Raw genomic sequence first — 13,749 nt, forward strand, 5'->3', positions numbered from 1 at the left:
CGGCCAGCCACCCGCGCCCCCCCGCCATCACGCCACCTCCCGCAGCCCGGGCGCCCGCCCCCCGGCCCGGTACGCCCGCAACACCTCCACATCGGCCGCGCTCAACCCGAACGCCTCCTCAAACGCCCCGGGCTCCTCCCACCTCGCCAGGCCCTCCCCCGCCCACACCGCCTCCACAAAGGACCGCGGCACCGGCAACAACCTCACCACCCAGGCAAAATGGCGCCGCCACGCCCCGCGCGCCCGCTCCCCCAGCGCATACGCCACCGTACGCACGGCCTCAGAGTTCAAATACGCCGCCAGCGCCCGCGCCTCCGCCTCACTCCTGACCCCGGCGTAATACACCGTGTTCAGCGGCACCTCCTCCCCGGCGCTGGCCACCGCCTCAAGCTGCTGCCCCAGATCCGACCACATCACCTTCGGCCCCACCACATCCTCATGCAGCCGATACAGCTGCCACAACGGCTGCCCCTCCCGATAATCACTGCGTCCTTCCAACGCTTTTCGATGGTCCTCAAAATGAGCCTGCAGCGCTGCCGGCAACGCTTGAAACACCTGCCCCTTCGCATCCACCGGCCAGATCATCTGCCGCCTGTGCGCTACCCTCCCCTCGCCAATATCTCGGCCTCCCACCGCCCACTTTAGATAGGGCTTCCACGTCTCACATCTCACACGAACAGCATCGCCATTCTCCAACAAAAACGAGTTATTATGGCCCGTCATCACCCCCCGGCGAACCTCCCACAACCCGCTGGCACCAAAGGCCACCGACACCTCTTGCATCCGCCGAAACAGCCTCAGCACTCCCTCGTCCACCAGCACCCAGGGCTCCCCCACAGCCCGGCCCCACACCCCCAGCTCACCGACCCCGCGCTCAAAACGCCGCACCTCATCGCCCCGCCAGACCGCCACCTCCACCCCCGGCGCCACCGCCTTCGCCGCGCTCCGAGACGCCTTCTTCACCCGCAACACCGCCGGATACGTCGTCGCCTCAAACATCGCCTCGGACGCCTCCGAGCGATCCTCCACGGCCTCCAGCTGATGCTCGGCCAGAAGCCTGCGCAGCCCCGCCCCGTTGAGCGAGCGCAACACCTTCGCCGGCAAGAGCGCCACAAGCCGCCCCCCGGGCCTCAACAGCTCCAGGGAGCGCTCCACAAACATCGCCGCCAGGTCGGCCTGCGCCCCAAACGTCGCCTCCACCCCGGCCTCCTTCGCCCCGGCCCACAAGCCCGGCTCCCCCACCCGGTAGCGCGCGCGGTAGACCCCCTTCACCGCCCGATCCTGGCGCGTAGCCCGCACCCAGGGCGGGTTGGTGACCACCAGATCAAAGCCCCCCCGGCCCATCACCCCGCCAAAACGCTCCCCGTACGCAAACGCCAGCCCCTCCTGCCGCCCCTCCTGCAGATCTCGCAACGCCTGCGCAACCGCCTGCCCCTCCCGCGCCAACCTCTCCCGCGCTGCCTGCTGCCCGGCCTCAAGCCCCACCTCCTCGCCAAAGAGATCGTTTGCGCCGGCAACCTCCTCCCAACGCGCAAGCTCCGCCTCGATCTTCAAAAGCCTCCCCTCCAGCACCTCCCGCTGCACCCCGCGCTGGGCCTGCTCCATGGCCACCTTCAACGCCCGCTTCTCCTCCCCGTGCGCCGCCGTATACGCCTCCTCCAGCTGCGAGAGCCGCTCCAGCCCCTGCCGGCTCACCTCCCCCATCTCCCCCCACGCCCCCACCTCCCCGCGCACCCGGTAGCGCGCCAGATCCAGGGGCTCCAAAAGCGAGTTCCCCGCACACAGCCGATGCGTCAGGTTCGGAAGCGCCGGCATCGCCTCGGCCGGCAACGCCTCCAGCGCCGTCAACATCGCCAGCCACAGCCGCAGCTCACACAGCCGCACCGCGGTGGGCTGCACATCCACCCCGTAAAGATGCTCGTGGATCAGCCGCCGCATCCGCTCGTAACGCTCCCCGGCGGTGCGCACCACGCCGGCGGCCTCATCGAGCGCCGCGTCCACCCGGCGCAACACCTCCAACACCTCCAGCAAAAACGCCCCCGTCCCCACCGCCGGATCCAGCACTCGCACCCGCCATAACGCCCCTCTTAGCCCCGCGCGCTCACTGGCGTTGAGCCCGCGAACCTCCCCCTCCAGCGCCTGACGTGCCGCCTCGCGCCCAAGCCCCACCTCATCTTCCAGGTAGCCCCCCAGCCCCTCCACCACCATCTGGCGCACCACCTCCCTCGGCGTATAAAAACTCCCCGAGGTCCGCCGCGACTCGCCATACATCAACCCCTCAAAGACCTTCCCCAGCATCTCCGGATCCACCGCCGGGCTCAGATCTCCCTGACGACTCCACTGCGCCACAAAACGATGGCGCTCAAACAACCCCTCCACCACCTCCGCCCACACCGCGTCCGGCCAGTCCAGCCCCTCAAAGCGCCGCTCCAGCGCCGTCTGCTCAAAAAGCCCCCCGTTCAAAAAGGGCAACCTCCCCAGCCCCCGCGCCTCCTCGCCACGCTCGGCCATCGGGCAGTTGAGCGCCCCGAAAAAGAGCGGCCGCAGCACACGCCTGTAAAAGCTCTCCCGGCCCCCCTCCCGAAGTCGCCGCACCACGTAACGCCGGTCCCCATCGAGCGCCCCGCGCGCCTGCAAAAAGTACAAAAAGACCACGCGCAACAAGGTCCCCAGCGCCACCTCATGGCGAAGCTGCGCATCGTCAGGCCCCGCCTGCATCGTCGCCACAAGGCGCGCCAGCGCCGCTGAAAACGCCGCAAAAAACGCCCGCGTCACCCCCTCCTGATCGAGCACCTCGCGCACATGCCGGCGCATCGCCTCCCCCATCCCCGCCACATCGCCGCCGACCACCTGGTCCGGTCCCAGCGCCCACCACTGCGCAAGCCCCACCTCATCGAGCGCGGCCACCTCAAGCTCCAGCCGCCTTGCAAAACGCCGCTCCCCCTCCTCCTCGACCATCGCCGCCACCCAGCGATCCTCGCACACCCACCACCACAGAAGCGCCACCCCCTGGCAGCGCGCGGCCACCTTCATCATCACCGCCCGCGCCCGCTCCCAACTTCCCCCCCGCAACCCCATCAGCCGGTACCCCTCCCCGCTCCCCAGCACCTCCATCGCCTCGATCCCCGCCAGATCCCCCTCCCACAACCCCCACGCCCCCAGCGCCGCGCCGCGCACCTCGACCCCACCCGCCTCATAGCCCATCGCACAGGCCAGCCCCCGCACATCCCCCTCCTCGATCGCCTCGCGCACCCGCGCCGCCCCGCACTGCCCTCCCTGCTCAATCCCCGTGGTCATCGTCGCCCCTTATGCTTTATCGAAACCCGGCCGCGTGCCATCCTCCCCGCGCCGCCCGGCTTGCTCATCATTGGGTTTTACACCTACACCTCCTCACACCTGCTGCTTGTGTTATCGGGCGTTTTTCAAAACCTTTGCCTGCCAGCTTCATTTTTTCCCCCGGCACCTCCCATGAACCCCATCAACCCCATCCCCCCCGACATCTCCTGGGCTCGCCGCATCGCCACCACCACCGCCTGGTTCACCCTGGCCGTGCTCATGCCCATCACGCTCCCGATCACCCTGCCCCTGGCCGCGCTCTACGGGCTCTTTCGCCGCGACCGCTTCTCCGCCGCCCGCGCCATCCTTTTTCTGACCTACTTCTTTGTGCTGGAGAGCTCCGGGCTGGTCGTCGCGCTGATCCACTGGCTGCGCTTTCATCTTCTTGGCCTCTCGCCAGAAGGCTACGAGAACGCCAACCGCGCCGTGCAACGCTGGTGGTCCCGCGGACTCTTCTGGAACGCGCTCAACCTCTTCGACGCCCGCGTCAGCGTCGAGGGCCTCGACCACCTCGATAACCCCCACCCGGCCATCGTGCTCTGCCGCCACGCCTCCACCCTGGATACGATGCTCCCCTTAGGCATCGCCTCCTCCCCGCGCATCTTCGCCTACGTCATCAAGGCCGAGCTCCTGGCCGACCCGGCCCTCGATTATGTGGCCCAGCGCATCCCCAACGTCTTTGTGCGCCGCGGCACCGACAACCCCGAGGCCGAAATTCAGAAGATCCTCACCCTGAGCCAGGACCACCGCGACCGCTTCTCACTGGTCCTCTACCCCGAGGGCACCCGCTTCTCGGAGGCCAAGCGCCAGCGCCTGATCGAAAAGTTCGCAGACGACGCCGAGCGCCTGCCCATCGCCCGGTCGCTCACCCACACGCTCCCCCCCTTACGCGACGGCGCGCTGAAGCTTATCGAGCACACCCCCGACAAAGATCTCGTCTTCATCGCCCACCGCGGCATCGACCGCGTCGGCTCGATGGCCGAGCTCTTCAGCGGCGCGCTCACCGGCGCCCACCTCGAAGTCAAAATCTGGCGCATCCCCGCCGCCCAGGTCCCCCGCGATCCCGAGCGCATCCCCGATTTTTTGCTCGATCACTGGCAACGCACCAACGCCTTCGTCGCCGAAACCGCCCCCAGACTCGCCACGAATTGACCGGCGATACCCTCCTCCGATACACCTCACCCAACGTCGACCACGCCGCGCTCACGACCCACCCACGGCCACCCCTGCCGTCCCCCGGAGCCGTCATGCCCCTTGTATCCACGCCGCACGCTCTGCGCCTGGCCCTTCTGCCCCTCCTCGCCATCGTGGCGCTCGCCAGCGGCACTGCGGCCTGCTCCCCCGACAACTCCCGCGCCTGCGAGGTCGACGCCAACTGCTTTGTCGATGAGCGCTGCATCGCCGGCTTCTGCCAGTTCGATCCCACCCCCGACGCCGAAGACGACGCCGAGGAAAACCACACCTCCGCCGACGCCGAAGACGACGCCGATACCGAGGCCCCCGACGCCGACGCCAACCAGCCGGACACAGACGCCAACCCATGCTCCCCCGACCTCAGCATCTGCGACAATGCCTGCGTCGATCTTCAACAGGACCCCGACTACTGCGGCGACTGCAACACCGCCTGCTCGGGCGAAGAGAGCTGCATCGGCGGCACCTGCACCAGCGAGCTCAACATCAACATCATCGACTCCGAGCCAAACACCGGCTTCTTCAACGACCTGGCCCTCGACAACGACGGCTACCCCCACATCGTCTACTACGCCGACGCCTCCCGGGAGCTGCGCTACGCCACGTTCAATGGCACCGAGTGGCAACACGCCGTCATCGAACGCGATCTCCCCCTCACCACCTCCACCCGCATCTACATCGACGCTCAGAACACCCCGCAGATCGCCTACATTCGCGCCACCGGAACCCCCACCCCCGTCCACGCCACACGTACGCGGGAGGGCTGGGAGGTCAGCGATGTGTACTTCGCAGGCGACGGTCCCCTCGACTTCTCCCGTGGTATCGGCGGCCGCCCCACCCTGGCCTTCTACGAGATTCCCTTCATGGCCCCCGCGCTCTTCGCCCTGGGCGACGAGGGCTGGACCTCCCTGGACTCGCCGGCCTCCGACGACACGATCGCCGCTCGCGCCATCGCCGGTGACGCCAGCACCCCGCTGGCCATCGCCTACAAAAGCGCCGTCAGCGAACTCATGCTCGCCACATACGACACAGCGGACTCCGACTGGCAGCAGACCACCCTGGCCACCAGCCTGGCCACCGCCAACACCCTGGCGCTGACCCTCAGCCCCACCTCTTCACCCGCCATAGCCACGCTCAACTCGCAGCGAGACGAACTTCTCATCTTCCGCCGCGACGGCAACGCCTGGAGCGAAGAGCGCCACCCCGTCGGTCCTACCGACACCGAGGTCGCCACCGGCGCCATCTCCCTCACCGCCACCGACAACGCCCTGGCCGCCGGCCTGCACATCAGCACCACCGACCACGCCCGCGTCTTAAAGTTCAACGCGTTAACCTCGGACTGGCTGCCCCTGCTCCACGAGTCCGCTCACGCCGACTCCAACACCTCGGTGGCCATCGACAGCCAGGGCCGCACCCACATCATCTTCGTCAACCCCGAAGGTCACCTCACCTACGCGCTCCTCCCATGACCTCCCCGCGGCTCCGCGCCTCAAACCTCACCTGGACCCCACCCGAGCGCCCCTCCCCCCTCTGGCAGGACGTCTGTTTTGAACTTCACCCTGGCGAGTGCGTGGGCCTGGATGGCGAGAGCGGCTCGGGAAAAAGCACGCTGATGCGCGCGCTCGTCGCCCTGCTCGGCACCGAGCGCGGCGAGGTCCATTGTGGCGATCTCACCTTAAGTCCGGAGACGGTGCATGCGTTTCGCCGCCGCGTGCTCTACCTCCACCAGCGCCCCGCACCTCTGGCAAAAACCCTCGACGACGAGCTCCGGCTGGCTCGCCACTACGCCTCCCGCCACATCCCCGCGCACACCCGCCCTTTGAGCGAAGACGAGCAACACACCCTCCTCGACCGCCTGGGCCTCTCCCACATCCCGCTCACCCGCACCTTCGAGCGCCTCTCCCCTGGCGAGCAGCAACGCGTTGGCCTTGTGCGCGCGCTCACCCTCCAGCCCCCCGTCTTACTGCTCGACGAGCCCACCGCCTCCCTCGACACCCGCAGCACCGAGCGCGTCGAGGAGCTCCTCCACGAGCTGCTGGCCGACCACCCCACCCGCGCCATCCTCCTTATCACCCACCAGGCCGACCAGCGCGCCCGACTCACCTCCCGCACCCTCAACATCGCCCGCTGGCACCCCGCCTCCCACACCACACCCAACCCATGACCTACGTCGAACTGACCCCGCTCGACCTGGCCCTGGCCGCCATCCTGCTGCTGATCCCGGCCGCCATCAGCGTCGCCCTCAAGCTCGGCCTGCAAAAATCTCTGGCTATCGCCGCCCTCCGCACCACCGCCCAGCTCACCCTCTTAGGCCTTGTCCTCGAGTGGGTCTTTGAGGCCAACCGCTGGTTCTACGTCGTGCCCATGCTTCTGGTGATGCTCATCGCCGCGGCCCGCGCCGCCATCGCTCGCTCCTCCAGACGCTTCCCCGGCGCCCACCTGGCCGCCTTCGCCTCCCTGACGCTCGCCACCACCCTGACCACCTTCGCCACCACCGAGCTCGTCATCGGCGTCGACCCCTGGTTCACCCCTCAGTACGTCATCCCCCTTCTGGGCATGCTGCTCGGAAACGGTCTGACCGGCATCAGCCTCGGCCTCGACCGCATGCTCAGCGACCTCATCAAAGAGCGCCCCTCCCTCGAATCCCACCTCGCCCTCGGCAGCACCCTCTGGGAGGCCAGCCTCCCCCACATCCGCCAGGGCGTACGCAACGGCATGATCCCCATCATCAACGCCATGATGATCGTCGGCCTGGTCTCCCTCCCCGGCATGATGACCGGCCAGATACTCGCCGGCGCCGACCCCACCCACGCCGTCGCCTACCAGATCCTCATCATGTTCATGATCGCTGCGGCCACCGCGCTGGGCGTCATCCTCCTCTGCCTCATCGCCTTCAAACGTATCGCCGACCCCATGGCTCGCCCCCGCTGGGAGGTCATCTCCCATCACGACTGAAGCGCCGCAATGTCGCAAGACCGCAGCGTTGCTGAATGTCGTCGGTCTCTCGGACGGATTGCATCGGGGCGGATCGCCTTGTGGTTGGGTGGTTGGGTGGTTGTGAAGCGCCGGGGTCTGCGACGGGGGTCGATTCGTGTGCGCCATTGGGGTTCAAGAACCCATTGTTTGTCCCCCTTTCGCTGGCCTCAAAATCCGCGGGTTGTCCGTCTCTCGGATGAGTGGAGGTTAAGGTCGTGATCGAGATCGAGATCGAGATCCAGATCGAGATCCAGATTGAGTTCGAGTTCGAGATCGAGATCGAGATCCAGATCGAGATCGAGTTCGAGGTCGAGGTCGAGGTCGAGATCCAGATCGAGGTCGAGTTCGAGTTCGAGTTCGAGGTCGAGTTCGAGATCGAGATCGAGGTCGAGGTCGAGGTCGAGTACCAGCACGAACCCGATCAGACCACCCCCCACACCCCAAACGGGGCATAGAGGGGGTCAAAAAAGGCACATCCTGCCTCTCGGCTGGGCGTCAACGGGGTCAGAAGCCGATCGCGAAGGGGCTGGCGAGGACGTCAACGGGGTCGCCAGACGCCCGGCAAACGCAAACCCCGGCGGTTCTCACGAACCTCCCCACCCCGCAAACCCGAGCGCCCCACAACCACCCAACCACACAACCACACAACCACAAACCGCACCCCACCCTCACGCCCTCACGAACCTCCCCACCCCGCAAACCCGAGCGCCCCACAACCACCTGACCACACAACCACACAACCACAAACCGCACCCCACCCAGACGCCCTCACGAACCTCCCCACCCCGCAAACCCGAGCGCCCCACAACCACCTGACCACCCAACCACCTAACCACATCCCGCACGCCCCCCAACCCGAGCGCATCCAGGGCTTCGATAGCAAGGAGGCAGGGATGAAGCTGTAGCAGCGCTACCGCGAATCCCTGACGACGCAGCTAGCGGAGTCCTGGGGCGCTCGGCACTTTCCCCTCGACACATCCCTCCCGATGCCCACCTTTAACCTCGCCACCGCACCACACCCATCACCCCGGGGGGGAAGATGCCGTCAATCATCGAATCCATTATCCGCACCGCCACCGCTGCGCCCGATCACCCCGCGCTCGTCCTCGGCGAGTCGCAATGGAGTTATGGCGAGCTCCTCGCGGAGCTGAGCCGCATCGCCTGCGCCATCTTAAGCGCCGCGCCCTCCGAAGGCCCCGGTGTCGTTGGCATCGCCGGCGAATCGAGCTTGAGCGCTCACACAGGCATCCTCGCGAGCTGGGCCGCCGGCGCGGCCTACACCCCACTCAACCCGCATCACCCCCTCAACCGCCGCCTGGACATCACACGCCGCGCCCGCCTGCACACCCTCGTCGTCGGCCCTGATGCGCTCGACGACCTCGACGCCTTTCTCACCCTGGCCCCGCGCCCGCTCACCGTGGTGATGCCCGAGCTCGACGCCCAGGCCACCCTGGTCGCCGCCCACCCCCGCCATCATTTTATGTTTAAGGGCGACCTCCCCGACGTCCCCCTCCCCGACGCCCCCCTCCCCGACGCCTGGCGCCACACCGAGGCCGGGGAGCTGGCCTACCTGCTCTTCACCTCCGGCAGCACCGGAGAGCCCAAGGGCGTGCCCATCACCCACGCCAACGCCCGCGCCTACCTGGAGCACGCCCGTCAAACCTGGCCGCTCAGCCCCGAAGACCGCGTATCACGCACCTTCGATCTGACCTTCGATCTCTCCATCCACGATCTTCTGACCACCTTCAGCGCCGGCGCCACCCTCTACCCGCTCACGCGTCGCGACCGCCTCTCACCGGGGCGCTTTATCCTGCATCACCGCCTCACCCGCTTCTTCTGTGTGCCCACCCTGGCCGCGGCCATGGCGCGTCACGGGCAGCTCCGCGAGGGCGCCCTCGACACGCTGAGCACCGTGCTCTTCTGCGGCGAAGCCCTGCCTTTAGCTACCGCCCGCGCCTTTGCCCGGGCCGCCCCGCAGGCCAAGCTCTTCAACCTCTACGGCCCCACCGAGGCCACCATCGCCATCTGCGCTCACCCCCTCGACGGGGCCGCGCTTGAGGCCACCGACGGCCTCGCTCCGCTCGGCCGGCCCTTCCCCGACCATGAGGCCGTCGTCGTCGACCCCTCCGGCACCCCTTTACCTTCGGGTGAGCCCGGAGAGCTCTGGCTGCGCGGCCCCCAGGTCTTCTCCGGCTACTGGGAAGACGCCGAGCGCACCACTCTGGCCTTCGCCCACAACGCCGCCGACCCCTCCCGCGCCTTCTACCGCACCGGCGACCGCGCCATCGCCGAGCCCGGCGGCCTCCTGCACTTCATCGCCCGCCTCGACGACCAGCTCAAGCTGCGCGGCCACCGCGTCGAGCCCGCCGAGGTCGAGGCCGCCCTCTCCCGCGCGCTCGGCCACAGCCAGCTCGCGAGCCTCCCCTGGCCCCCGCCCCCCGAGACCCCCGATCACCTCGTGGCCCTCTTTGCCCACGATGGCGAGCTCACCCCCTCCGAGGAGCAGGCCCTGCGCCGCCGCCTCGAAGACGAGCTCCCCGCCTATATGGTCCCGGAGCGTTTCGTGGCGCTGCCCACCCTGCCCATCAACACCAACGGCAAACTCGACCGCCGCGCCCTGGCCCTCTACCTCAAAACCCTGGAGCGCTGATATGGCCACCTACGCCCTCACCGATCTCCTGCGCGCGCTGCGCGCCCTGCACAAAGAGCCCCCCCGCCTGGTCTTTATGCACAGCTCCCTCTTTCAGCTCGGCCTGCTTCAGGGGGCCACCCCGGCGGCCATCCCCGAGCTGATCTACGAGACGCTACGCGAACATCTCGGCCCTCAGGCCACCATCGCCGTCCCCACCTTTAACTTCGGATTCTGCCGCGGCGAGCTCTTTGACCGCACCTCCACCCCCTCCCGCCAGATGGGCGCCCTCGCCGAGTTCGTACGCACCCTTCCCCACGCTCGCCGCTCGGCCCACCCCATGCAATCGATCGCCGCGGTCGGTCCCCTGGCCGCAGCGCTGACCGCCCCCGACACCGCCGGCGCCTTTGAGCGCGGCGGCAGCTTCGACACCCTCATCGAATACGACGCCCAGATCCTCACCCTGGGCTGCGGCCTCGAGCGCGTCAGCCTGGTCCACTGGGCCGAGGAGCGCGTCGGCGTCCCCTACCGCGCCTGGAAATCCTTCTGCGCCCCCTACCGCAGCGCCGGCGTCGCCCGCATGCGCACCTACCGCATGTACGCCCGCGACCTCTCCCTGGGCCTGCAGGCCAACATCACCCCACTGACCGCCGCGCTCACCCACAACCGCCAACTTCACCACCATCGCCTGGGCGCCTCACAGCTCACCAGCGTCTCCAGCCGCGACTTCGTCAACACCGCCATCGCCCTCTTAGAGGCCAACCCCTGGGCGCTGGTCACCCACAGCGGCACCGACGGCTCGCTCTCTCCCGGAGGCATCTGATGCAACCCCCTCAAGCTCGTCAGCTGATCCTCGAACTTCTCCACGCCCCCCTGACCCGCGCCGGTCAAACGCCCCACGATCACCTCGACCTGATCGACGCCGGCGTCCTCGACTCCATCGCCTTCCTCGAACTCCTCAGCGCCCTCGAAGCCCGCAGCGGCACCTCCATCGACCTCCTCCGGATCGATCCCGCCTCCCTCACCACCATCGCCTCCCTCGTCGCCCTCCTCAGCTCCCCCTGAAGAAATCTCGACTTCCTTTTCGACACAGAATCCAAAACGAGCCCGAGTTCGAGTTCGAGATCGTGTTCGAGATCGAGATCGAGATCGTGTTCGAGATCGAGCCCGAGATCGCGTTCGAGATCGAGATCGAGATCGCGTTCGAGATCGAGATCGAGATCGAGCCCGAGATCGAGATCGAGCCCGAGATCGCGTTCGAGATCGAGATCGAGATCGAGATCGAGCCCGAGATCGAGATCGAGCCCGAGATCGAGATCGAGCCCGAGATCGAGATCGAGCCCGAGATCGAGATCGAGCCCGAGATCGAGATCGAGCCCGAGATCGAGCCCGAGATCGAGCCCGAGATCGAGATCGAGCCCGAGATCGAGATCGCGTTCGAGCCCGAGATCCAGCCCCAGCCCAAACTCCCCCTTACCCACACGCCCCCTCACTCCCCAAACGCCTCCCTGCCCTGCTCCCCTGCCCCATCCCCTTCGCATACCCTCACCACCAGCCCCTCCCGCTCCAGCGTCTGTAAAAGGGGCACGCACTCCCACGCCGGCAACTCCACCGCCTCCGCAAGCCCCACCAGGTCGAGGCTGCCGTCGGCATAGGCCAGCAGGTTGCGCATCGCCTTGACCCGGCGATCGCGCCGCCCTCCATCCCGCGTGCTCAACGTCGGGTGCAGACCGCGCTTCCCGAGCTGAGGCTCACACATCACCGTGGTGCGCCACCTCCCGTTCTGCTCCAGCACCTCCAGCGCGCGCTGATGCGCCTGGTAGGCCCCCTCCAGCCCCTGCGCCGAGATCAGCGAAAGATCATCCAGCGAGGTGTGATACTCCGGGTAGGTGTGGAACTTCGAGCGCATCATCAACGCTACCGGAAGATCGACGCCCACCGCCCCGTACTGGCGCTCATCGCTGCCCCGATCCAGAAAGCTGTAGGCGTTATAATGCCCGGCATGATGCTTGAGCACATGGCGCGCCACCCGGTCGGCCAGCGTATCGCCCCGACGGCTGGGCAGATACGAATACGTGCGCTCATCGCCCACGCACGTCACCACAAAGCCGGCGAGCGTACGACGGCGCATCTCCTCGGCATGCCGACTCAAATACACGATCGAGCCGATCGTCTCGGGCAAAAACACAATCCGATAGCTCAGCTGCCGTCGCTGCGAGAGCAACCACCTCGCCAGCGCCGCCGTCACCACCGGCCCCGAGAGCTCATTATTGGCCATCGAGGGGTGGCACACATAGGTCGAGAGCAGCACTTCGCGCCGCGACTCCCCCTCAATCAAGAGCTCCCCGTAGGTCAGACTCCCCGGCTCTAAGGTGCTGTCGATCACCACATGAAAGGGCCCCTCTCCCAACGCCTCGCGCTGGCGATGGGTCAGACAAAACCCCCAGCGACGCTCATAAAACGAGGTCACATAAGGGATCGCATCGGGCTGCGACTCGATCGAGTGCAGATGCTCCTCCAACTCCTGGCGACTCACCCACCGATCCACCGGCTCGGAGTACCCCACCACATGCAGATTATGGTCGGCAAAATCCACCAGCACGCGCCCCTGAGCATCCTCAATATACCCCCCGCGAATCGTCCACTCCGGCGGCACTTCCCAATCAAACGCCCGCGTCCCGCTGGGAACCTCCACCAGCTGCATCCCCGGCAACATCGCCTGCAGATACCTGAGCGTCTGACGCGTCCCCTCCCCGGTCAAACTCCGGCAAAGCGGGTAGAGCTCCCTGGCCCACTGGTACATCTCCTCGCCCGCCGACTCGACAACGCGCTCCGGTGGTTCTGACACATGCCCCCCCTGGCTCGGACATTCAAATAATCAACCGCATTAAACCTAAACCGCCTCCCCCGCACAGCAACCCTCCCCCGCGCACACCTCATTGGACATTTTATAATCGTTGTGGCACCTTACCGCCCCTTTTCGATGCGAATCGCAACCCCCTCGTCGCGCCGCCCACACACCGGACGCGCCGGATCACTCGAATGTGTACGCGGGACCTCTCTCCCCGCCGGAGTCACCATGAACCCCCACGCCTCACGATCCTCGTTACGCGTCGGCCCCATCCTGCTCGCGCTCAGCCTCATCTTCACCCTGGCGGCATGCGGCACCGACGACGTCCCCGCCGACACCACCCCTGACGCCGACATCGAGACCGACGCCGGCGACACGGGCACCGACGCCGAAGACCCCGACGCCGAAGATCCCGACGCCGAAGACCCCGACGCCGAAGACCCCGACGCCGAAGATCCCGACGCCGAAGACCCCGACGCCGAAGATCCCGACGCCGAAGACCCCGACGCCGAAGATCCCGACGCCGAAGATCCCTTCTGCGGCGACGACCTCATCAACGCCGACGACGAAGAATGTGACGGCGACGACCTCGCCACGGAGACCTGCGAAACCCTCGGCTTCGACGGCGGCGAGTTGGGCTGCTCTGACACCTGCGGTTTTGATACCTCCGCTTGCACCATCGACCCCATCTGCGGCGATGACGCCGTCAACCAGACCTCCGAGTCCTGCGACGGCACCGACCTCGCCGGCGAAACCTGCATCACCC

Annotated in this window: 10 protein-coding genes and 1 pseudogene; 9 read left to right on the forward strand and 2 right to left on the reverse strand. The window is 67.2% G+C overall.

What is annotated here, in order from left to right:
- Positions 1-27: 27 nt before the first annotated feature.
- Positions 28-3,297: an Eco57I restriction-modification methylase domain-containing protein gene (locus tag FRC96_RS21845; protein ID WP_230469943.1), complete on the reverse strand. Its 3,270-nt coding sequence runs from the start codon at positions 3,295-3,297 to the stop codon at positions 28-30.
- 171 nt (positions 3,298-3,468) lie between these two features.
- Here FRC96_RS21845 and FRC96_RS06475 point away from each other — a divergent pair, with 171 nt between their 5' ends.
- From FRC96_RS06475 to FRC96_RS06510, 8 genes are all read left to right on the forward strand, one after another.
- Entirely contained in the window at positions 3,469-4,488 is a 1,020-nt protein-coding gene (locus FRC96_RS06475; RefSeq protein ID WP_146973695.1) for a lysophospholipid acyltransferase family protein, read from the forward strand.
- 95 nt (positions 4,489-4,583) lie between these two features.
- Positions 4,584-5,996 carry a hypothetical protein gene (locus FRC96_RS06480; protein ID WP_146973696.1) on the forward strand — a complete coding sequence of 471 codons (1,413 nt, stop codon included), beginning with the start codon at positions 4,584-4,586 and terminating at the stop codon, positions 5,994-5,996.
- On the forward strand, positions 5,993-6,691 hold the full coding sequence (locus FRC96_RS06485) for an ABC transporter ATP-binding protein (protein WP_146973697.1): 699 nt from the start codon (positions 5,993-5,995) through the stop codon (positions 6,689-6,691). The genes FRC96_RS06480 and FRC96_RS06485 overlap by 4 nt, the downstream gene beginning before the upstream one ends.
- Positions 6,688-7,482, forward strand: a complete 795-nt coding sequence (locus FRC96_RS06490; RefSeq protein WP_146973698.1) for an ABC transporter permease — start codon at positions 6,688-6,690, stop codon at positions 7,480-7,482. Before FRC96_RS06485 ends, FRC96_RS06490 begins: the two co-directional genes overlap by 4 nt.
- A 236-nt stretch (positions 7,483-7,718) precedes the next feature.
- On the forward strand, positions 7,719-7,958 hold the full coding sequence (locus tag FRC96_RS21850; protein WP_230469944.1) for a hypothetical protein: 240 nt from the start codon (positions 7,719-7,721) through the stop codon (positions 7,956-7,958).
- A gap of 584 nt (positions 7,959-8,542) precedes the next feature.
- Positions 8,543-10,153 carry an amino acid adenylation domain-containing protein gene (locus tag FRC96_RS06500; RefSeq protein ID WP_146973699.1) on the forward strand — a complete coding sequence of 537 codons (1,611 nt, stop codon included), beginning with the start codon at positions 8,543-8,545 and terminating at the stop codon, positions 10,151-10,153.
- A gap of 1 nt (position 10,154) precedes the next feature.
- Entirely contained in the window at positions 10,155-10,955 is an 801-nt protein-coding gene (locus FRC96_RS06505) for an AAC(3) family N-acetyltransferase (RefSeq protein ID WP_230469945.1), read from the forward strand.
- On the forward strand, positions 10,955-11,197 hold the full coding sequence (locus FRC96_RS06510) for a phosphopantetheine-binding protein (protein ID WP_146973701.1): 243 nt from the start codon (positions 10,955-10,957) through the stop codon (positions 11,195-11,197). The genes FRC96_RS06505 and FRC96_RS06510 overlap by 1 nt, the downstream gene beginning before the upstream one ends.
- 424 nt (positions 11,198-11,621) lie before the next feature.
- Here FRC96_RS06510 and FRC96_RS06520 read toward each other — a convergent pair whose 3' ends face one another.
- Positions 11,622-12,980 carry a DUF4910 domain-containing protein gene (locus FRC96_RS06520; protein WP_230469946.1) on the reverse strand — a complete coding sequence of 453 codons (1,359 nt, stop codon included), beginning with the start codon at positions 12,978-12,980 and terminating at the stop codon, positions 11,622-11,624.
- A 231-nt stretch (positions 12,981-13,211) separates the two neighbouring features.
- Here FRC96_RS06520 and FRC96_RS21855 point away from each other — a divergent pair.
- Positions 13,212-13,749 (forward strand): annotated as a pseudogene (locus tag FRC96_RS21855) (hypothetical protein); the annotation flags it as partial.

It is taken from the genome of Lujinxingia vulgaris (genome assembly GCF_007997005.1).
In the GTDB taxonomy this organism is placed as follows: Bacteria; Myxococcota_A; Bradymonadia; order Bradymonadales; family Bradymonadaceae; genus Lujinxingia.

What these genes read in the sequence shown, in the direction of transcription:
- FRC96_RS06475 (WP_146973695.1), top strand. Translation starts at nt 3,469, where the DNA reads ATGAACCCCATCAACCCCATCCCCCCCGACATCTCCTGGGCTCGCCGC.
- FRC96_RS06480 (WP_146973696.1), top strand. Translation starts at nt 4,584, where the DNA reads ATGCCCCTTGTATCCACGCCGCACGCTCTGCGCCTGGCCCTTCTGCCC.
- FRC96_RS06510 (WP_146973701.1), top strand. Translation starts at nt 10,955, where the DNA reads ATGCAACCCCCTCAAGCTCGTCAGCTGATCCTCGAACTTCTCCACGCC.
- FRC96_RS06500 (WP_146973699.1), top strand. Translation starts at nt 8,543, where the DNA reads ATGCCGTCAATCATCGAATCCATTATCCGCACCGCCACCGCTGCGCCC.
- FRC96_RS06485 (WP_146973697.1), top strand. Translation starts at nt 5,993, where the DNA reads ATGACCTCCCCGCGGCTCCGCGCCTCAAACCTCACCTGGACCCCACCC.
- FRC96_RS06490 (WP_146973698.1), top strand. Translation starts at nt 6,688, where the DNA reads ATGACCTACGTCGAACTGACCCCGCTCGACCTGGCCCTGGCCGCCATC.
- FRC96_RS21845 (WP_230469943.1), bottom strand. Translation starts at nt 3,297, where the DNA reads ATGACCACGGGGATTGAGCAGGGAGGGCAGTGCGGGGCGGCGCGGGTG.
- FRC96_RS06505 (WP_230469945.1), top strand. Translation starts at nt 10,155, where the DNA reads ATGGCCACCTACGCCCTCACCGATCTCCTGCGCGCGCTGCGCGCCCTG.